The organism is Nocardia sp. NPDC051030, assembly GCF_040683015.1.
Lineage (GTDB): Bacteria > Actinomycetota > Actinomycetes > Mycobacteriales > Mycobacteriaceae > Nocardia.
Genome location: NZ_JBFBCD010000016.1, coordinates 1 through 21,502 on the forward strand (window position 1 = coordinate 1; position 21,502 = coordinate 21,502).

General features: G+C 68.0%; 8 protein-coding genes. 3 read left to right on the forward strand and 5 right to left on the reverse strand.

Going from position 1 to position 21,502, the window contains the following annotated elements; genetic code table 11:
• Window positions 1–60: 60 nt before the first annotated feature.
• On the reverse strand, window positions 61–1,059 hold the full coding sequence (locus tag AB0N05_RS37900) for a cation diffusion facilitator family transporter (RefSeq protein ID WP_364703793.1): 999 nt from the start codon (window positions 1,057–1,059) through the stop codon (window positions 61–63).
• Between the two features lie 125 nt (window positions 1,060–1,184).
• Complete coding sequence (locus AB0N05_RS37905; protein ID WP_364703796.1) at window positions 1,185–1,361, reverse strand: hypothetical protein; 177 nt, start codon at window positions 1,359–1,361, stop codon at window positions 1,185–1,187.
• A gap of 124 nt (window positions 1,362–1,485) precedes the next feature.
• Between AB0N05_RS37905 and AB0N05_RS37910 the strand changes: the two genes are divergently transcribed.
• The gene (locus tag AB0N05_RS37910; RefSeq protein ID WP_364703799.1) at window positions 1,486–3,141 is read left to right on the forward strand and encodes an alkaline phosphatase D family protein; all 1,656 of its coding nucleotides are present in this window, start codon (window positions 1,486–1,488) and stop codon (window positions 3,139–3,141) included.
• 7 nt (window positions 3,142–3,148) lie between these two features.
• Here the strand turns inward: AB0N05_RS37910 and AB0N05_RS37915 are convergent, their stop codons facing one another.
• Complete coding sequence (locus AB0N05_RS37915) at window positions 3,149–3,808, reverse strand: hypothetical protein (RefSeq protein WP_364703801.1); 660 nt, start codon at window positions 3,806–3,808, stop codon at window positions 3,149–3,151.
• A 53-nt stretch (window positions 3,809–3,861) separates the two neighbouring features.
• Entirely contained in the window at window positions 3,862–4,680 is an 819-nt protein-coding gene (locus AB0N05_RS37920; protein WP_364703803.1) for a helix-turn-helix transcriptional regulator, read from the reverse strand.
• Window positions 4,681–4,797: 117 nt separating this feature from the next.
• Between AB0N05_RS37920 and AB0N05_RS37925 the strand changes: the two genes are divergently transcribed.
• Both AB0N05_RS37925 and AB0N05_RS37930 read left to right on the forward strand, forming a co-directional pair.
• Window positions 4,798–5,559: an SDR family oxidoreductase gene (locus tag AB0N05_RS37925; RefSeq protein ID WP_364703806.1), complete on the forward strand. Its 762-nt coding sequence runs from the start codon at window positions 4,798–4,800 to the stop codon at window positions 5,557–5,559.
• A 51-nt stretch (window positions 5,560–5,610) separates the two neighbouring features.
• The gene (locus AB0N05_RS37930) at window positions 5,611–7,875 is read left to right on the forward strand and encodes a M28 family peptidase (RefSeq protein ID WP_364703809.1); all 2,265 of its coding nucleotides are present in this window, start codon (window positions 5,611–5,613) and stop codon (window positions 7,873–7,875) included.
• Here the strand turns inward: AB0N05_RS37930 and AB0N05_RS37935 are convergent.
• Complete coding sequence (locus AB0N05_RS37935) at window positions 7,872–21,401, reverse strand: amino acid adenylation domain-containing protein (RefSeq protein ID WP_364703811.1); 13,530 nt, start codon at window positions 21,399–21,401, stop codon at window positions 7,872–7,874. The genes AB0N05_RS37930 and AB0N05_RS37935 overlap by 4 nt on opposite strands.
• Between the last annotated feature and the right edge of the window lie 101 nt (window positions 21,402–21,502).

The following is a 21,502-nucleotide window of genomic DNA, read 5'->3' on the forward strand; positions in this document are numbered from 1 at the left end:
ACCCCCGGGCGCCCCCCCCAGTGGCGGGGACCCGACGGCGTTTTCGAGGTGAGCGGAAGGTCAGCCCGCGGATACCGACTTGCGGTGCACCGGGCCGTGCGCGTCCTCGCAATGCGGCGCGTGATCGTGGTCATTGTGTTGCTCCGCGACGCATTCCGCGAAATCGACCTGAAGCACGACATGGTCGATGTGGTAGCGCTCGTCGAGCATGGCGGCCACGGCGGCGCGGGTGCGCTGGCAGTCCTGATCGGGCTCGACCAGGATGTGCGCGGACAGCGACGGGACGCCCGAGGTGATCTCCCAGATGTGCAGGTCGTGCACCTCGACCACGGTATCCATGGCGGCCATCTCGCGACCGATCTCGATCGGATCGAGGTGGGCGGGGGCGGCCTCCAGGAAGATCCGGCCGGAGGCCTGGACCAGGCCGATACCGGCCTTGACCATGAGGACCACCACGACCAGGGTCGCGATGCCGTCGGCGCGGGCGAAGCCGGTGAGCATGATGATGACGCCCGCGATCGCGGTGGCGATGAAGGCGAACAGGTCATTGAGGATGTGCTGGTACGCGCCCTCGACATTGAGGCTGGTGCGATTGGCGCGGCTGATCATCCAGGACGCCAGCACATTCACCACGATGCCGATCAGCGCGGTCACCAGGACCAGGCCGCCGGTGACCTCGGGCGGATCGATGAGGCGGCGAATGGCCTCATAGGTGAGCCAGGCCGCCAAGCCCAGCAGGGTCAGGCCATTGGCCTGAGCGGAGAGGATCTCGGCGCGTTTCCAGCCGTAGGTCATGCGACCCTCGGCCGGTTTGGCGGCGAGCCGAATGGCCCACAGCGCCAGCACGATCGAGGCCGCGTCGGTGAGCATGTGCGCCGCATCCGAGAGCAGGGCCAGGGACCCCGCGATCAGGCCGACGACGACCTCGCCGAGCAGGAACGCGACGATGACCGCGAGTGCCCCGGCCAGCCAGCGCTTATCGCTGTCCGCCGTCGCTCCGTGCGAGTGTCCGCCGTGCCCGTGCGCATGGCCGTGGTCATGTCCGTGATCGGCGCTCATAAACCCTCCTTCGATCTTTACCGCTCCACACCATATGCATACATCGCAATGTATGCAACGCTTCGCAGCGAGAAACATATCCGGACAGCTCGCGAGCAACATCTCAGCGACCGAGAGTTACCCGTTCAGGACAAGTCACGGAAGGTCATGACGAAACCGACCATGGCCATCAGCACCAGCGCGATGTAAACGATCACCCGCAACCACACCCAGGGCAGATCACGGGCCCATAACCCCGCAATCATGAAGGTGATCAGCATCAGCACGCCATAGAACGGCGTTCGCTGCGGATGGCTACCCATAGTTCATGAATACGCCCTCCCCGGGCCACATGCTCGTATTCCCCCGCCGAACTGTCATCGGAAGTTCGGCCACGACCCTCCCCGCGTTAACGGCAGCACATCCTGAGCATTCCTAGCCTGGATCATGACCTTGTCACGACGGCAGTTGTTGCGTTTCGGCGCTGCTGGATCGGCGGCGGTGCTGGCGGGTGCGGCCGCGGCGAGCAGTTGCCGATTCCGCGCGCCGCACTGGGTGGGCGGTGATCCCTTCACCCTCGGCGTGGCGTCAGGCGACCCGATGCCGGACGGGGTGGTGCTGTGGACCCGGCTCGCACCGGACCCGTTCGACCCGGATGGGCTCGGGGGCATGCCCCTCGCGCCGGTGACCGTCGAATACGAGGTCGCGCACGATGAGGGCTTTCGCGATGTGGTGGCCCGGGGCAGCGCGGTGGCGACGCATGAGCTCGCGCACAGCGTGCATCCCAAGGTGAACGGGCTGGAACCGGATCGCTGGTACTTCTACCGGTTCCGGGCCGGGACCGCGGTCTCGCCGATCGGGCGGACCCGCACCGCACCGCGACCCGGAACCGCCTTGGCGCGCATGCGATTCGCGTTCGCCTCGTGTCAGTCCTGGGGCTACGGATATTTCACCGCGTATGAGCACATGGCCGCCGAGGACCTGGATCTGGTCGTGCATCTGGGCGACTACATCTACGAATCGGCCTGGGTGGAGGGGCGGCAGGGGAACACCCAGCCGGATCTGCCCGACGAGGCCTTCGATCTGCGCGATTACCGGCTGCGGTACGCGCAGGCCAAGGCCGAGGCACCGCTGCGGACCGCGCATGCGGCGTTCCCGTGGCTGGTCACCATGGATGACCATGAGGTGCACGACAATTGGGCGGGGAATTACAACGGGCCCGCCTTCGATATCGTGCATCGGCTACCCGGGATGTTCCGGCAGCGGCGAGCGGCCGCGTTCCAGGCACTGTACGAGCATCAGCCGCTGCGCATCGCGCAAATGCCTTCCGGGCCGAATATGCTGCTGCACAGGCGTTATGCCTTCGGCGATCTGGCGGAGATCACCATGCTCGACACCCGCCAGTATCGCAGTCGGCAGGTCTGCGGTGATGGCAACCTGGTCGCGTCCTGCCCGGAACGCTACGACCCGGACCGCACGATTCTCGGTGCACAGCAACGTGATTGGCTGATCAACGGCCTGACGTCCTCGCCCGCCCGCTGGCAGATCCTGGGTAACCAGGTATCCATGGCCCACTCCGACTACGACCCCGGACCGGGCGAGTCCATGGGCACCGACGGCTGGGACGGCTATGTCGCCGACCGTAATCGACTACTCGGCGCGGCCTCCGCGCGCGGCGTCGACAATCTGGTCGTGGTCACCGGCGATCGCCACCACAACTATGCCGCAGACCTCCGCCGGGACTACTCCACCGCCGATTCACCGGTGGTGGCAACGGAATTCACCGGAACCTCCATCAGCAGCGGCGGCGACGGCGAGGATATGAACGCCACCGGCAGCGATCTGCTGGCCGCCAATCCCGACTACAAATTCTTCAACTGCCAGCGCGGTTACGTGCGGGTGGAACTCGATCATCGGCTGTGCCAGGCCGGATTCCGGGTCGTCCCGTATGTGCATCGCCCCGGCGCACCGATCTCCACCCGGGCCGAATACGTGGTCCGCGATGGCATTCCGGGCACCGTCGAGGCCTGGCGTCCCGAGCCGCCCGTCACACTCACCGTCAAGCCGACGATCTCCAACGACGCGCTCCCCAGCAACCACTGACGGCGTTTCAGCTCTGGATGCGGGGCCAGGGGTAGAAGGCCAGGTGGATGAGCAGGACCACCAGCAGGCCGAGCAGTACCGCGGCGAATGGGTGGGCGCGCCGCTCCAGGTAGCCGATGGTGCGAAACAGCGTGGGGAAGGGCACGTCTCGGCTGAAGAACATGGCCAGAATACTGGGGACGATCACCCACATCAGGGCGATCAGGCCGTAGAGCACGTAGGCACCCAGATAGGAGTCGGGGTGCATGCCGCGATCGGCTGCGGCGAACAGAACGCCGAACGCGAAGGTGGCGGCGGCGGTGGCGAGATAGCCCGCGCCGAGCAGCGTGATCGGTGAATCCGGTTTGGTGACACGGCCATTCAAGGTGACAGCGCGGCCGCCGACCGTGCCGGGCAGCACCGGTTTCTGGGCGATCGCCAGCTGCGGCACGGCGTAGTAGGCGAGCAGCACGATGACGAACACCACCACCAGCCGCACCCAGGCGTGCTGGAATTCCAGGTGGCCGATGGTGTTCGAGATGGTGGGCCAGCCCGCCAGGCCGAAGACCGAGGCCAGTTCGGGCACGGCAATGGCCAGCCCGGCCAGGCCCCACATGCAGTAGCCCCAAAATTCGAGCGAACGGCCCGCCGGGGTTGGCGTGGCGCCGTTGCCGACCACCTCAGTCATACTGTCGGTTTACCATGAAAATAGGTCGCTACCTGGGATTTTCTCAGTCGATATCAGGCTGGGACTGATCCGAAACCGGCCAGTTGGTCGAGAGCGGACGCGGTGGCCGAACCGGGCACCGCCGTATAGACAACCATCAATTGATCCGGATCGCCCGGCAAGGCGAGGCATTCGTAACCCATATCCAGCAGACCCGCCTCGGGATGCCGTATGCGCTTGACCCCATTCGTCTTCTCCTTCACCGGATGGTCCGCCCAGATCCGGCGGAACGGCTCACTGCGCGCGGACAGCTCATCCACCAGGGCAATGAGTTTCGGGTCGTCCGGATGCAATCCGGCGTCACGCCGCAGGAAGGCCACCGTCTCCCCCGCCACCACTTCCCAATCCGGATAAAGCTCCCGCGAGGCGGGTTCGAGGAACAGGTACCGGGCCTGATTGCGCTCGGCCTCCGGCACTCGGGAGAACCCCGACACGGCATCCCCCAGCGCATTCCAGGCCAGCACATCCATCCGCCGCCCGAGCACGAACGCCGGGGCCGCGAGCGCGTCCAGCACCAGCCGCACACCGGGCCGCAACGCATCGCTGTACACGCCGCCCGATCCGCCCGGCCGGGCCAGCGCATACAGGTGCGAGCGCTCCGAATCGGTCAGCCGCAATGCCCGGGCAACCGCATCCAGCACCGCATCGGAGGCATTCCTCCCCCGCCCCTGCTCCAGCCGGATGTAGTAATCCACGCTGACACCCGCGAGCTGCGCGACCTCCTCCCGCCGCAGTCCGGGCACCCGACGACGGCCGTACTCGCGCAACCCCGCCTCGCCGGGCTGAATCCGAGAGCGGCGAGACCGCAGAAACTCACCCAGATCGCTGTCCATGCCACCACCCTACGAATCCATCCTGGTACTGGCAGACCCAGGAAAGACCGAACCCTCGCTGACCGGCTTCCGCGCTCACAGGATGAGTGCAACGCCCACAGCGAAGGAGCACACGACATGAGCTACGACAACCTGGCCGGACGCACCGCGGTCATCGCCGGAGCCGCCAGCGGCATGGGCGAGGCCACCGCCCTCCTGCTGGCCTCGCACGGTGCGAAGGTGGCCCTGCTGGCCCGCCGCGCGGACCGTTTGGCCGCCCTGGCCGCCAAGATCGAGGCGAACGGCGGTACGGCCCTCGCGGTTTCGGTGGACGTCACCGATTCCGCGAGCGTCACCGCGGCGGCCGATCAGGTGCACGCCGCCTTCGGCCCCGCCGATCTGGTCGTCAATTCGGCGGGCGTCATGCTCCCGAACCCGATCACCGAGGGCCGCGAGGACGAGTGGGCCCGCATGCTGGACACCAATATCGGCGGCCGCCTGCGCATGATCCGCGCCTTCGTCCCGGATCTGCTGGCCGCCGCCGATGCGGGCCGCCCCGCCGACCTGGTGAACATCTCCTCCATCGGCGCACACGTCCCCTTCCCCAGCTACGCCGTCTACGGGGCCACTCAGGCCGCGATCACCCAACTCTCCGCGACCCTGCGCAGCGAACTCGGCCCGCGCAAGGTCCGCGTCACCAATATCGAGCCCGGCCTCACCGATACCGAGCTCGGCACCCACATCGACAATCCCGAACTCAGCGGCCAACTCGACGGCATGTTCAGCCTCATCGAATCCCTGCGCCCCGAAGATGTCGCCGACCTGATCGCCTACACGACCAGCCGTCCCACCCATGTGAACCTGCGCCAAGTCATCGTCCTGCCGACCCAGCAGGCCTGATCTACCTCGGAATTCGGAGGCAGGGTCGATCTCGTGCCTACTATCGAGGGCATGCGGGTGGGACGAGGGTTATCCGGGTTGCTGGCGTTCATTCTGCTGCTCGTCGTGGTGGTGGGGACGGCGTGGGAGCAACAGCCACACGGGTATCGGACCGAGGAGAACCCGGTCGATGTCTTCAATGCCACCAAGGCGTTCCGGACGGTGACCGAGATCGCGCAGCGGCCTCATGCGGTTGGTACCGCGGAGCATGACCGGGTTCGCGACTATCTCGTGGGCGAATTGCGAAAACTGGGGATGCAGACCGAGGTTCGGTCGGGGATCGGGCAGTGGCCCACCGAATTCAAGTCCGGTGAGCTGGGGATCGGACGGGTCGAGAATATTGTGGGCAGGCTGGCCGGAAACGCTCCGACCGGCACGGTGTACCTTGTCGCGCACTACGATTCCGTCCCGTCCGGGCCGGGCGCGAATGACGATGGGGTCGGGGTCGCGGCGATTCTCGAGTCGGTCCGGGCATTCACCAGTAGCCGGACCCCGGTGCTGCGCAATAACCTCGTCGTATTGCTCAGCGATGGTGAGGAACCGGGGCTGCTCGGGTCGGAAGCCTTTGTGGCGGCCGGGGATTACGACAAGAACGGCGTGATCGTCAATCACGATGCGCGCGGGGCGGGCGGGCCCGCGCTCCTGTGGCGGATCACGCGGCCGGACGGGGCGCTGGCTCAGGCTGTGGCGGACGCGATTCCGCATCCCAACTCGGATTCCATGACGACCGCACTGGCCGGGGCCGAGACCTCGAGCAATACCGATTACGCCTCGTTCAAGCCCGCCGGGTTGCGGGTGCTGGACTGGGCGTATGCCGGGCGCAGCGCCTATTACCACAATCGGCTGGACGATCCCGAGCACGTGAATCTCGCGACCCTGCAACAGCTGGGTGAGAATACGCTGGCACAGACTCGTGAGTTCGGGAACAAGGATCTTGCGACGGTCACCGCCGATGACTCGAATCGCGCATATTTCGCACTGCCTTTCGGCGTTCTGGTCGTGGTACCGGTGTGGGTGATCATCGCGCTCGCCGTGGTGATGGTGCTCGCGGTGGGCTGGGTGATCTGGCAGGTGCGGCGCAATGGGGAGACCAGTCTCAAACGGGTGTTCCTGTCCGCCGCAACGGCATTGGCGGCGGTACCGCTGGCAGGGGCGGTGACGTACGGGCTGTGGGTGGGGGTGCAGGTCATCCGCCCCAGCTATAAGGGCATGCCGATCGATCCGTATCGGCCGGAGTTCTATCAAGCCGCCACCATTGTGCTGTCGGCCGCGGTGCTGATCGGCTGGTATGTGTTCGCACGCAAGATGTTCGACGCCACGGCGGCCGGGCTCGGCATGCTGACGGGCGTGGCGGTGCTCGGCGCGGCGACCGCGGCGGTGCTGCCCGCGGCGGCAGAGGTCATTGTCGTGCCCGGGACACTGGCCGCGATCGGGGTCGCGCTCACCTTCGTCACGCCACAGCAGTGGCGGCTGCCGATCCTCACCGTGTTCCTCATCCCGGCCGCCTTGTTCCTCGGCGGCTTCACCTGGACCGGGGTGCAAGCGGGCCTCACTTCCGCGCCCTTCCTGGCCGCACCGCTGATCGTGCTGCTCGGCGGGCTGCTCCTGCTGACCCTCACACATGCCTGGCCCCAGCGGCGGAGCTGGACCATTCCGGTGACCGCCGTCCTGCTCACGGCGGCGCTGACGGCGGCCGGGCTGGTCGTGGACCGGGTCGACGATCAACATCCGCGAATGAGCCAATTGATCTACGCCCTGAACGCGGAAACCCATGAGGCGCGATGGCTCTCATCCATGGAGCCGGACGATTGGACCCGGAACTTCGTCAGCGGCGATGCTCCCGAACAGCCCTTCGCGACACTGTGGCCGAAGGCGATATCCAGTGGCAGCGCACCGGCACAGTCGCTCGCCGCGCCCACGGCCGAAATACTCTCCGACACCACCGAAGCGGGGCAGCGGAAGGTGCATTTGCGACTGCGTTCACTGCGCGGCGCGAATCGCATCGACCTGCTCTGGGATGCCAAGCCACAGTCACTGAAGGTGGCCGGGCGGGACATCACCTCGGTGCCGGACAAGGGTTTCCACTTCTACGCCCTGCCCGCCGAAGGCATCGAGGTCGAACTGGTCGCGCCCGCCGGACCGCTCCCGCTACGGCTGATCGACTTCACCTGGCTGGCGGACTCCGGTGTGGACGCCTATCGCACCCCACCGGCGGACACCTACTTCCGGCAGGACACCACCAGCGCCGTCTTCACCACGGTGCCGTTGAACGGCTAGCGGCCCCACCGGTCGGCGAGTGTCGCGCCGATGTGGGTAAGCGAATCCGGTTGTGCCATACCTATATGTGTCGCATCGATCGGAATATCGTGCACCGTGCCTGTGATGTGGTCATTCCAGGTGCGTGCCGGGTGACGATCGGGTTCCCGGGTCGCCGTGAAATGCAGTAGATCGCCATCGAACATTCCGCTCGGCGCGCCCGGCACGGGGCGGGTGAGGGCGGTCGTGGCGCGTTCGACCATGGCGGGCGGGAAGCTGTCGGGCGTCACGAGCGCGCGAAGTTCACACCATGCCGCCTCGGTATCGGACTGGGGCTCTTGCGGATTCGTGCCGTCATCGGATGCCGCATCCATGATGGCGAGCAGGGCGACCTCCGCGCCGGACTGTTGCAGCTGAACTGCGATCACATGCGCGATGCGCCCGCCGAGCGACCAGCCCAGGAGCCGGTACGGACCCTTCGGCTGCACTCGGCGGATCTCGCGGACATAGCGGTCGGCGTAGTCCTGAATGGATTCGCACGGTGTTTCGTCGCGCACGACCCACGGGTCCTGGATGCCGTACACGGAGATCTCCGGGTCCAGGTGTGCGAGCAGACCGGCGTACGGCCAGGCCATGCCGCCACCCGGATGGATGCAGAACAAGGTGCGGTCCGTCGCTCGGCGCAGCGGGAGCACGACCTGATAGGACTCCTCGGCGGACTTGGCAGCCGTGCTCAGCCGCGCCGCCAGACCCGCGACAGTCGGCGCTTCGAACAGATCACGCAGGGCCACACCGTCGAGCCGGGACATAACCCTTGCCGCCGCAAGAGAATTGCCGCCGAGAGCGAAGAAGTCATCGTCGAGTCCGGCCCGATCGAGGTCGAGCACTTGGGTAAAGGCCGTGGCCACCGCCTGTTCGGCGGCTGTGACCGGCGGCCGATACTCGGTGCGAGCGATCGAGGGTGCGGGCAGCGCACCGCGATCCACCTTGCCGTTCACCAGCATGGGGAGCTCGTCGAGCACGACAATGACCGGCACCAGGCGATCCGGAAGACGCTGTGCGGCAAACAAGGTGAGCTCGTCAGCAGCAATGGTGCGACCCGATTCCGGAACCGCATACGCGACGAGCCGCGCACCCGCCGACCCCCCGGCAAGCACCACAACAGAATGCGCGACGCCCGGCGCAGCCGCCACGACCGCCTCGATTTCGCCCGGCTCCACCCGCATTCCACGCACCTTGACCTGAAAGTCACTGCGCCCCCGATAATTCAACTCGCCACCCTTGGTCCAGGAGACGAGATCCCCCGTGCGGTAGAGCCGCTCACCAGCAGGTCCGAACGGATCGGCAATGAACCTCGCCGCAGTCTCACCCGATCGCCCCAGATAGCCGCGAGCAAGCCCCGCACCGCCGATATACAGCTCCCCGGTCACCCCCGCAGGCACCGGCCGCAGACAGCCATCCAGCACGTAACAGCGAATCCCGACCGCAGGCCCGCCAATAGTGACCGGTCCGCCCACATCGAGCGGCCCGCTCATGCTGGTGATGACAGTCGCCTCGGTGGGACCATAGGCATTGACCAGCCGACGACCTCGCCCCCAAGACCCAGCCAACGCGGGCGGGCACGCCTCCCCACCGGTAATCACCACCGAAAGGTCCTCCAGCCCCTCCGGATCGGTGCAAGCCAACACGGCAGGCGTCACAAACGCATGCGTCACCCGCTCCCGCCGCATAACCTCGGCAAGCCGCGGTCCGGCATAAGCATCCGGCGGCGCAATTACCAGCGCAGCCTCCGCCCCCACCGCCAGCACCAACTCCCACACCGAAACATCGAAACTCGGTGCAGCCAAACACAACACCCGCGACTCCCGATCAGCCCCAATCTGCCAAGCCTGAGCAGCAGCCAAATTCGCCATCCCGGCATGCGTCACCACCACCCCCTTGGGCAATCCAGTGGAGCCGGAGGTGTGAATCACGTACGCGGCATTGTCCAGTCGCAGAGGAGCCGACGATGCGCCCGAGGCCGAGGTGGCGTCCGGCTGATGCGCGCCTATGGTGCCGTCGGCATCCAGCACCAGGACTTGGGTATTGGGCAAGGCTGTGAAGGCGGGGCTTTCGGCGGCCGTCGTTATGACCGCGCGGGCTCCGGCGGCGCCGATCACGCCTGCGATTCGGGCGCGCGGGAACGTCGGGTCCACGGGCATGAGCGCCGCGCCCGATGCAGTCGCGCCCCAGAACGCCGCCACCCAGGGCAGGGACCGCGACATCCCCAGGGCCACCACGTCTTCCGGGCCGATTCCGCGTGCGGTGAGCCAATGTGAGATCCGGGTGGCGCGATCGTTCAGGTCGCGGTAGGTGAGGGTGTGGTCGCCGGAGCGGACGGCTTCCGCGTCGGGGGCGGATCGGACGGCTTCGGAGAGTAGGTCGCGGAGGAGGAGGTCGGAGTCGGCGGACCCGGTGCGGTTCCAGTTGTGGACGATTTGGCGGTGCTCGTGGTCGTCGAGCAACGGAATGTGGGCGGCCGGGGTGTCCGGGGCGGTGACGACCTGCTCCAGGAGGCGGAGGTAGCGGGCGGCCAGCGCCTCCACCGTGTCGGGGTCGAATAGGTCTGTGGCGTACTGAATGTTCAGGGTGAGGGCCGAATCCTCTTGGGCGACGATGAATTCCAGATCGAAGCGGGCGGTCGGGGAGCTCATCGGGACCGGTTCGACGCGCAGGCCCGGGAGGTCGAGGCGGATCGGGTCCAGGTTTTGCATGGCCAGTAGGACCTGGAAGAGCGGGTGGCGGGCTCGCGAACGCGGCGGGTCGAGCGCCTCCACTACCTGTTCGAAGGGGAGTTCGGCGTGGGCGAAGGCCTCGAGGTCGATGCCTCGGACCCGTTCCAGCAGGGTCGAGAAGGTCTCGGCCGCATCGACTTCCACCCGCAGGGCGAGGGTGTTCACGAACATGCCGACCAGGTCGTCGAGTGCGGCCTCACCGCGCCCGGCCACGGGGGTGCCGATCGCGATATCGGCGGTGCCGGACCATCCGGCCAGCAGCATGGCCAGGCCCGCGTGCAGCACCATGAACAGCGAGGCATCGTGGTCGCGGGCCAGCTCATCCAGCCGTCGCACCAGCGGTTGCGGGAGCGCACAGGACACCGTCGCGCCTCGATGGGAAGCTACCAGCGGACGCGGGTGATCCACTGGCAGCGCGAGTTCGGCGGGCAGTCCCGCGAGTGTCGCTGTCCAATAAGCGATCTGGCGGCTCATCTCCGATTCGGGATCCGAGGCCGACCCGAGCATCGCGCGCTGCCACAGCGTGTAGTCCGCATACTGCACCGGCAGGGCGGCCTGTTCCGGCGTTTCGTCGTTCAGGGCGGCGGCGTACGCCTCCCCCACATCCCGGGCGAGGGGGCCCAGCGAGAACCCGTCGGCATTCGCGTGGTGAACCACGAAGGCCAGCAACCACTCCGGGTCTCCGTCATCCGTGGCGAACAGCCCCACGCGCAGCGGCACCTGGGCGGTCAGATCGAAGGGGGCGGAGCAGAATTCGGCCAGTGCGGCATCCATCGCCTCGGACTTCACCACCCGCATATCCGGTTCCGCACCGGTCAGTGCCTGGTCCACGGACATCACCCGCTGTAGGCCGACGCCCCCGGATTCCGGGTAATACGTGCGCAGCGCCTCGTGTCGAGTCAGCACATAGCGCAGCGCGGTGGCCAGTGCACCGCGATCCAGTGAACCGCGCAGGCGCAGGACGAGGGGAATGTTGTAGACGCCGGATTCGGGGTCGAGGCGGTTGAGCAGCCACAACCGCTGTTGTGCGAAGGAGAGCGGCACCTGCTCGGGTCGGGTCAGTGCCACCAGGGATGGCCGGGTGAGGCCGGTGGTCTTGCCGATGCGCTCGGCCAGGCCCGCCACGGTGGGCGCGTCGAAGATCTCCCGTACCCGCACTCGCGTGCCCAGGGCCGCGCCGAGCCGGGCCGCCACCCTGGTCGCGCTGAGCGAATTGCCGCCCAGCCGGAAGAAGTCGTCGTCCACCCCGACCCGCTCGATCGCGAGGACTTCCCCGAATACCCGGGCCACCTTCTCATCGATCGGCGTGCGCGGCGGGCGGAAGGGCTCGGCGTCCGGCTCGGGTGCGGGCAGGGCCGCGCGATCCACCTTGCCATTGACCGTCAGCGGCAGCCGCTCACACAGGACGAAGGCGGACGGCACCATATAGTCCGGCACGCGCTGCCCGACCGCGGCGCGCAATCCGGCCGGGTCCACGGCGGGCACCACATACGCGACGATGCGCGGATCGCCCGGGACGTCCTCACGGACCGTCACCACGGCCTGCGTGACACCCGGTGTGGCGGCGACGGCGGCCTCGATCTCGCCGAGTTCGATGCGCATGCCGCGCACCTTGACCTGAGAGTCGTTGCGCCCCAAGAATTCCAGCGACCCATCAGGACCGCGGCGGACGGTATCCCCGGTGCGGTACATGCGGCCGGGCGCGAAGGGGTCGGGGAGGAACCGGACGGCGGTCTGCGCCGGACGACCGTGATAACCGCGGGCAACGCCGAGACCCGACAGATAAAGCTCACCGGGGACGCCGACCGGGACGGGTGCGAGCCGATGGTCCAAAACATGGCAACGCATGCCGATGGCCGGGCCGCCGATCGTCACCGGGTCACCGGAAACGTAAGGGGCGCTCAGATTCGAGATGATGGTGGCCTCGGTGGGACCGTAGGCCACCAGCAGGGTCCGCCCGGCCGACCATTTGGCGGCAATGGCCGGAGCCACCACCTCACCGCCCGTGACCAGGACCCGCAGCGCGGATACCGCTCCCGGACCGGTCAATTCGGCCGGATTCATCCCGGACAGCACAGCCGGGGTGATGAAGGCATGCGTAACCCGTTGCCGCCGCAGCAGATCCACCAGATCCGGGCCGCCGTACACATCCGGGTCCGCGACCACCAGGGTCGCAGCGGCACCGACGGCCAGCAGCACCTCCCACAGCGAGGCGTCGAAGCTCGGGGACGCCAATTGCAGGATGCGCGACTCCCGTTCCGGGGCAAAGTGTTCGGCCTGAGCGGCAACCGTATTCGCCAGTCCGGCGTGCGTGATCACCACGCCTTTGGGCACACCGGTCGAGCCGGAGGTGAAGAGCAGGTACGCGGCATCCAGAATGCTCAGCGGGCGAGTCCGATCGGCGTCGGTCACCTCGCTCACCGATGCCAGCGCCACATCCACCACCACGCCCGGGGCATCCAGGAGCGTCCAGTCGCGATCGGGGAATTCGGGGAGATGCGACCGCACCTCACTCGCGGTGAGGCCGAGCTCCGCACCGGAGGCACTCAGCATGCGGGCGATCCGCTGCGGCGGATACCCGGGCTCCATCGGAAGGTAGGTCGCGCCCGACTTGGCGACCGCCCACAGCGCGACCATCAGGTCCATGGAGCGCCGCAGGGCCACGGCCACCACACTGCCCGGACCGATATTCCGGCCGATCAACCAGTGCGCCAGGCGATTCGACTGCTCATCCAGGTCGCGGTAGGTGAGGGTGCGGCCCTCGAACCAGACCGCGTCGGCCTCGGGGGCACGCATGACGGCACGAGACAATAACTGCGGCAGGGTGATCGGAGTGGCATTGCCGGTGTCGTTCCACGTCCGGAGCTGCCCCCGGTGCGCAGGTAGGTCGAGCGCGCGCACGGGCAGCGTGGGATTCACGGCTATCCGGTCGAGCAGTCGTTCCAGCCGGTACAGGAAGGATCGCGCGGTCTCGGTGTCGAAGAGCGCGGTGTCATGACGCAGGGTCAGGACGAGGCCCGAATCCAGTTCGGCCACTTCGAATTCGAGGTCGAAGCGCACCGTGGTGGAACCCGACTCGAGGGGCTCGGCCGTGACGCCCGGCAATCGCAACTCCGCCGGGCCGAGATCGCGGAAGGCCAGCATCACCTGGAACAGCGGGTGGCGGGCGCTCGTGCGCGGTGGATCGAGCGCCTCCACCACCCGCTCGAACGGCACCCCCGCGTGGGCGAAGGCATCCACATCCAGTTGCCGGACCCGGTTCAGGAGCCGGGCGAAGGGCTCGTCCGGATCCACGGTCACGCGCAGGGCGACCGAGTTCACGAACATGCCGACCAGATCGTCCAGCCCGGCCGCATCGCGTCCCGCGACGGGCGTGCCGATCACCACGTCGGAGGTCCGCGAGAGTTCGGCCAGCAGGACCGCCAGCGCGGAGTGCACGACCATGAACAGTGAGGCCTTGTGCGAGCGGGCGATCTGCCGAAGCTTCACCGTGACGGATTGCGGCACAGCGGACTCCGCGATTCCGCCAATATGCCGAGCCCGCTCGGGACGTTGCCGGTCCACTGGCAGCGGCAGCTCGACGGGGGCATCGGCCAGCAGGCGAACCCAGTACTCCAGCTGCCTGTTCAGCTCGGAATCGGGATCATCCGGCGAACCCAGCCGCGACCGCTGCCGGAGCGTGTGGTCCGCGTATTGCATGGGCAGCGGCGGCCACTCCGGCTCGCCGCCATGCGACCTGGCCGCATAGGCCGCCGCCAGATCCCGGGTCAGCGGTCCCAGCGAGAAGCCGTCCACATTCACGTGGTGCACCACCATGGCCAGCACCCAATGTGCTTGCGCCGCATCGTCCACCGCATACAGTCGCACCCGCACCGGAGGCGCGCTCGCGAGATCGAAGGGCGCGGCCTCGAGCTCGGCGAGTGCCGGGCTCAGTTGCTCGGCGGGTATCCGATGGATCGACAGTGCCGCGCAATCCTCCTGTGCGACCGCCTGATACGGCTGATCCTCGTGCTCCGGGAAAAATGTGCGCAAGGCCTCGTGCCGCCCGATCACATCACCGACCGCCGCCGCCAGCGCCGCCACATCGAGGGTGCCGCGCAGCCGCACCGCCAGCAGAATGTGATAGGCCGAACCCGCGCCCGCCCGGTCCAGCAGCCAGATCCCTTGCTGTGCATGCGACAGCGGCACCCGCTCCGGGCGCACGCATGCCGCCACCCCGGGAATCGGATGGCTGCCCAGCAGTGAGACGGCCGACTCGCGGACCTCGAGGAGTTCCGCCAGACCCGCGACGGAGGGCTCGTCGAACAGATCCCGAAGTTCGACCGCATACGGGCCGAACTCCGCGCGCAGCTGCGTCACCGCCCGGGTCGCGCTGAGCGAATTGCCGCCCAGGGCGAAGAAGTCATCGCCGGTGCCGACACGCTCCGCGCCGGTCACCTCCGCGAAAACCCGCGCCACGACCTCCTCGGCGCAGGTCTCGGGAGCCCGGAATTCGATGCGCGCGCGGACCGGTTCGGGCAGTGCGCGGCGATCCACCTTGCCGGTCATGGTGAGCGGGAAGCGGTCCAGGACGCTCACCATCGCGGGCACGTACTGGCCCGGGAGTCGCAAGGCCAGGGCGGTGCGGATCTCTTCGGGATCGACGTCCCGATTCGGGACCGCCACATAGGCGACCAGCTCGGGTTCGGCGGCCGGAGCGTCCCCGGGGCGCAGCATGACGACCGCATCGGTCACCCCGTCCTGCGCGGTGAGGGCGGCCTCGATCTCGCCGAGTTCGATGCGGACGCCACGCAGCTTGACCTGGAAGTCGCTGCGGCCGTGGAATTCCAGCTCACCGTCGGGCCGCCAGGAACCCAGGTCGCCGGTGCGGTACATGCGGCGACCGGGGGCGCTGAACGGGTCGGCGATGAAGCGGGCACCGGTGCAGGCGGGACGATCAACATAACCGCGCGCCAAACCCGGTCCGGCCACATAGATCTCGCCGATCACGCCCGGCGGGACGGGACGCAGGCGATGGTCGAGGACGTAGCAGCGCGCGCCGACCACGGGGGCACCGATGGGAACCGTTGCGTCCGAATCGGATACCGGCCACGGACTGCTGACGGCGGACCAGATGGTGGCCTCGGTCGGCCCGTACGCATTGACGAAACACCGGTCCGCGGACCACAGTCCGGCCAGCTCGGCCGGGCATGCTTCGCCTCCCGTGGCCAGCAGCCGGAGATCGGGGAGCCGGTCCGGAGCGGGCAGGGTGGCGAGTACGCGTGGAGTGAGCATGGCGTGCGTAATACGCTCGCGCAGGAGCAATTCGTGCAGATCCGCTCCGGCGTACACCCTGGGCGGGGCGATCACCAGGATTGCACCCCCGGCCAGGGCCATCAGGAGTTCCCATATCGAGGCGTCGAAGCTGGGTGAAGCCACCGCGAGCACCCGGGAATTGGGGTCGGAGTCGCACCGCTGCGCCTGGGTGACAACCACATTCGCGAGACCGGCATGAGTCAGGGCGACACTCTTGGGTGCTCCGGTCGAACCGGAGGTATAGATGACATATGCCGGATGATCGAGGTACAGCGGGCGTATCCGATCGGCATCGGTGATCGGGGGCAGCGCGGGCTCGGTCGGTCCATCCACGGTGAGACGCAGCCAGTCACAGGTGCCGAGTTTCGGAACCGGCGAACGCCGTCCATCACTGGTAATGCCCAGGACCGCACGGGAATCGGCGAGAATCGCGCCGATGCGTTCGGCGGGCGCATCCGGATCCACGGGGAGATACGCGGCACCGGTGTGGGCTACCGCGCAGACCGCCACCACCCATTCGAGAGAGCGTGGCAGCGCCACGGCCACCACATCCTCCGGGCCGATACCTCGGGCGATCAGGATGCGCGCCAATCGATTCGAATGCGCCGCGAGCTCCCGGTAAGTCAACGCGGCGTGCGCACACACCACCGCATCGGCGTCCGGACGATAGGCGGCCGCACGGGTGAAGAGCTGCGGCAACGTCAGCGCCACAGCCTGACTGGTGTCGTTCCACTCCCGCAGCACCCGCCGCCGCTCGCCCGCCGACAGCAGGTCCAGGTCTCCGACGACCAGGCCCGGATCCCGGCCTACCTGGTCGAGGATGCGAGGCACGCGATCGGCCAGCGCCTCCATATCCTGGCGGTCGAACAGATCCGTCGCGTACCGGACCGTCACCGAGAGTCCGGAAGCTGTTTCCTCGAAGCCGAATTCGAGATCGAACTTGGCCAACGGCAGCGGCATCTCCACGGGATCCACTCGCAGCCCCGGCAATTCGAACCCGGAACGAGCACGCGTGCGGAACGACAGCATCACCTGGAACAGCGGATGCCGCCCCCGCGCACGCGGTGGATCAACGGCATCCACAACGCATTCGAACGGCGCTTCCTGTGCGAAGGCGCTCAGATCGATATCCCGAACCTGGGCCAGCAGTTCCGTGAACGGTTGCGCCGCATCGACATTCACGCGCAGCACGAGCGTATTCACGAACATGCCGATGAGATCGTCCAACCGCGGATCCCCGCGCCCCGCGACCGGCGTCCCGACCGCGATATCCCGCCCACCCGACACCGCCGCCAGCAGTGCCGCCAGCCCGGCGTGCACCACCATGAACAGCGTCGCACCCTGCCGTGACGCTACCTCCCGCAATAGGCTCACGGTCGCGCCGGACACCTCGGCGCACACCCGCTCGGCCCGCCGCGACGCCACCGCGGGCCGCGCCCGATGCCGCGGTAACCCGGACTCCACCGGCAGCCCCTCGAGGGTTTCCCGCCAATACCCGAGCTGCCGCGCGAGCACCGATTCCGGATCCTCGGCCGACCCCAGCACCTCCCGCTGCCACCGCGCGTAATCCGCGTACTGCACCGGCAGAGGCGCCCAATCCGGGGCCGCACCCCGCAGCCGCGCCCCATACGCCGCGGCCAGATCCCGTGCGAACGGCGCGAGCGAAAACCCATCGGCGACCACGTGATGCACCAGCACCGCGAGCACATACTCACCGTCCGGCGCGTCGCCTTCGACAGCGAACAGCCGCAGCCGAACCGGCGGAGCCGCAGCAAGGTCGAACCCACCCCCACCGAACTCCTCCAACACCCCGCCCAGCGCCTCCCCCGACACCGATTCGGCCACCAGCCCGCCGATCACCTCCCCCGCCCCCGAAACCCGCTGACACACAACCCCATCAACCTCGGGGAACGAGGTCCGCAACACCTCATGCCGCTCCACCACATCCGTCAGCGCCGCCCCCAACGCCCCCACATCCACCCCGCCGACCAGCCGCAACCCCAACAACATGTTGTAAGCCGCCGACCCCGAATCCCACTGATTGATCAACCACAACCGCCGCTGCGCATACGAAAGCGGCACCACCCCCTCCCGCTCCCCCGCCACCAGCCGAGCCCCCACCGCACCCGTCCGCCTCCCCTCGAGCCGAGCCGCCAGCCCCCCAACAGTGCTCGCCTCGAACAAATCCCGAACCCCGACATCCACCCCCAACGCCGAACTCACCCGAGCCACCGCCAATGCAGCGGTCAATGAATCCCCGCCCAGCAGGAAGAAGTCATCATCCACCCCCACAGGTTCACCTGCCCCGAGCGCGCCAGCGAACGCTTCAGCCACCGCCCGCTCCGTCGCGGTAACCGGTGCTCGATAAGCAGTCTCCACACAGGCAGGCACAGGCAGCGCGTGCCGATTCACCTTCCCGTTAGCGGTAACCGGAAACCGATCCAGCAACACAATCGTCGGCACCATATACGCGGGCAAGCTCTGCGCCGCAGTCTCTTCCAACTCCCGAGTCGTCAACAAGCACCCCGGCTCCGGCACCGCATAAGCCACGATCCGAGGCGCTGACCGACCCCGCACCACCTGCTCGCCCACTACACCAAACCCGTGCGTCGGATTGGTCCCGGGCACCGCAACCTGGCCCGGCCTGCCACCGGACTCGACCACCAGAATCTGCTCACCGGAGCCGCCCCCGAGCTCCGGCTCACCGAGCTCAACCGTCGCCCCCAACTCGCTGCCGACCTCGGACGCCGATGCGCGCTTGCCCGAGGCGGATTGACCCCGCCTGACCTCAGGCCGAGTGAGCAACGGTTCCGCACCGTGGTCGGGTGGCGAATCGTGGTCGCCGCCTCGGATTACGACGACGGCTTGGGCTACGCCGGGGTGGTCGGCGAGGACGGATTCGATTTCACCGAGTTCTATGCGGAGGCCGCGGACCTTGACCTGGAAGTCGGCTCGGCCTCGGAAGTCGAGTTGGCCGCGGTCGTTCCAGGTGACCAGGTCGCCGGTGCGGTAGAGGCGGTCGCCGGGGGTGTCGAAGGGGTCGGGGATGAAGCGGGCGGCGGTGAGGGTGGGGCGAGACAGGTAGCCGCGCGCCAAGGCGGGGCCGCCGAGGTAGAGCTCGCCGACCACGCCGGAGGGGACAGGGCGGAGCCACGGGTCGAGGACGTGGCAGCGGACGCCGGGGACCGGGGAGCCCAGGGAGACGGGGAGATCGGGGAGGAGGCGGCCGAGATTGGTGACGATGGTGGATTCGGTGGGACCGTAGACGTTTACGAGGACTCGGCCGGGGGCCCAGGCGGAGACGACCGATTGAGGGCAGTCCTCGCCTCCGGTGGCGAGGTAGCGCAGGTGGTCGAGGCCGGTGGGGTCGGTGCCCGCGAGGACGGCGGGGGTGATGAAGGCGTGGGTGACCCGTTCGCGGCGGATGAGGTCGGCCAGACGGGGGCCCGCATAGGCGTCGCCGGTGGCGAGCACCAGGGTCGCGCCATTGGTGCAGGCGAGGAGGAGTTCCCAGAGGGAAGCGTCGAAGGTGGGGGTGGTGACGCACAATGCGCGGTCGCCCGGTGCGATGGGGAGCTGTGCGGCTTGTGCGGCAACGAGATCCGCGAGACCGGCGTGGGTGATGACCACGCCCTTGGCGGTTCCGGTCGAGCCGGATGTGTAGATCACGTACGCCGGATGCGCCGGATGCAGTGGCCGGACCCGGGTCGTATCGGTGACCGCCGCATCGTCTTCGGTGAGCGCAGACGGCTGCGACAGGTCGTCCAGGACCAGCCAGTCCTGGATCGCGGTGGGCATTTCGATTGCCGCGGTAGCGATTCCGAAGCGAACTCGCGCCTCGGCGAGCGCGGTATTGATCCGCTCGGCGGGATGATCGGGGTCGATGGGCAGGTACGCGGCACCGGATTTCGCGATTCCCCAGACGGCGACCATCCACTCCGGTGAGCGGCGCGCCGCGACGGCGACCACATCCTCGGGGCCGATGCCGCGCTGACACAGGGTGCGCGCCAAGCGATTCGAGAGTGAATCGAGCTGACCGTAGGTGAGCGTTGTATCACCGCACACCACGGCCACCGCCGAAGGATCGCGAGGCACGGCGGCCGTGAGCAGCTCGGGCAGCAATACCGGATCGGTGGCGGGGGTTCGGTTCGGGGCGTGTGCGATTCGCTCGCGCTCGGATTCCGAGAGCAGCGGGATGCGGCCCACCGGCGCATCGGGATCGGCGGCGATGAAGTTGCCAAGAAATAGCAGAAAGTGCTGGAGTTGCTCCTCCAGCTCCCTCGGACCGTGCTTTTCGGGGTTGGCGAGCAGATCCACCGACAGCCCGGCCTCACCCCCGGCGCGATACAGATTGAAATGCAGATCCGACACGGAACCGGAAGCCAGAATGCGGTATTCGCCGACCGCCGCGCCGAACTTTCCGGCGCGATCGAAGAACATCAGATTCACGCTCGGCCCGAGCGTCTGCTCTGCCCCGACGCCGAGATCCCGGCGCAGATCCTCGAAGCGATACCGCTGATGCCGCAGCCCGCCGGTGGTCTCCCGGGCAGCGGCCGCGACAAGCTCGCGCAGTGTCACCCCACCCGCGCAGCGCACCCGGATGGGCAGCACATTGGCGAGCATGCCGCCGGACTTCTTGAGCGCCGCGGTGGTCCGCGCCGAGGTCGCCAGCAGCACCGTCGGATCGGGCTCCCCGGCCATCCCCGCACGAAAGGCGCAGACCGCCGCCACCAGCACCTGCGCGGGACTCACCGCGCACGCGACGGCCAACCGCTCCAGGCGATCCCAGTCCGGCGGCGGCAGCGCACCGGCGGCGCGCAAGGCGGGCGGCAGCGCCGCACTCCGTCGCCCGGGTCGCACCGCGGCGGGTGCGGGCAGCGGTGCGGTCCAGTCCGCGAAGCGTTCCCGCCAATACTCGCGATCGGTGGTGAAGCGCTCGGACGCACGGTATTCGGCATCGACCGCCTGGATCCGGGCAGGCGACAGCCCGCCGAACGCGACCGGTTCCGCACCCTCGAGCAATGCCTCGTACCACTGTCCGATGCGCGCGATGAGGCTCAGCCCGCCGTATCCGTCGATGGCGATGTGATGCATCTGCGCGTACCAGACGTGCCGCTCCGGCCCGACCCGCAGCAGCGCCGCCGCCCACAGTGGCGCGTCGATCAGGTCGATGGGAATCCGGTGCCGCCGGTTCATCCAGTCCAGTGCTGCCGCATGCGGATCGGGCTCAGTACTGAAATCGACACGTTCCAGACTGCCGCCGATCTCGGCCGCCATCCACTGGTGCGGCAACCCGTCGATCAGCCCGAGGCGCAACCGCCCGACGCCGAACTCCGCGAAGGCGCGATGGCTCGCGGCATCCAATAGTTCCGCGTCCAGCTCACCGCGTAACTCCAGATAATGCGCCTGCCCCGGCAGCGCACGGGGCATGGCATCGGCGGCACCGGATCCGAGATCGTCCGCGAGCCACAATTCCATTTGGGCCCGGGATAATTCGAACGGCGTGGCGTCTACATCGGCAAGCACAGTCCTGGCCCTCCCGTGGTCGAGACCTGCGGAATGCCCGGACAGTACCGCAC

Bases quoted from the DNA above. Each gene is read 5' to 3' on its own strand.
- AB0N05_RS37900 (WP_364703793.1), bottom strand. From the start codon at position 1,059: ATGAGCGCCGATCACGGACATGACCACGGCCATGCGCACGGGCACGGC.
- AB0N05_RS37905 (WP_364703796.1), bottom strand. From the start codon at position 1,361: ATGGGTAGCCATCCGCAGCGAACGCCGTTCTATGGCGTGCTGATGCTG.
- AB0N05_RS37910 (WP_364703799.1), top strand. From the start codon at position 1,486: ATGACCTTGTCACGACGGCAGTTGTTGCGTTTCGGCGCTGCTGGATCG.
- AB0N05_RS37915 (WP_364703801.1), bottom strand. From the start codon at position 3,808: ATGACTGAGGTGGTCGGCAACGGCGCCACGCCAACCCCGGCGGGCCGT.
- AB0N05_RS37920 (WP_364703803.1), bottom strand. From the start codon at position 4,680: ATGGACAGCGATCTGGGTGAGTTTCTGCGGTCTCGCCGCTCTCGGATT.
- AB0N05_RS37925 (WP_364703806.1), top strand. From the start codon at position 4,798: ATGAGCTACGACAACCTGGCCGGACGCACCGCGGTCATCGCCGGAGCC.
- AB0N05_RS37930 (WP_364703809.1), top strand. From the start codon at position 5,611: ATGCGGGTGGGACGAGGGTTATCCGGGTTGCTGGCGTTCATTCTGCTG.
- AB0N05_RS37935 (WP_364703811.1), bottom strand. From the start codon at position 21,401: ATGGAATTGTGGCTCGCGGACGATCTCGGATCCGGTGCCGCCGATGCC.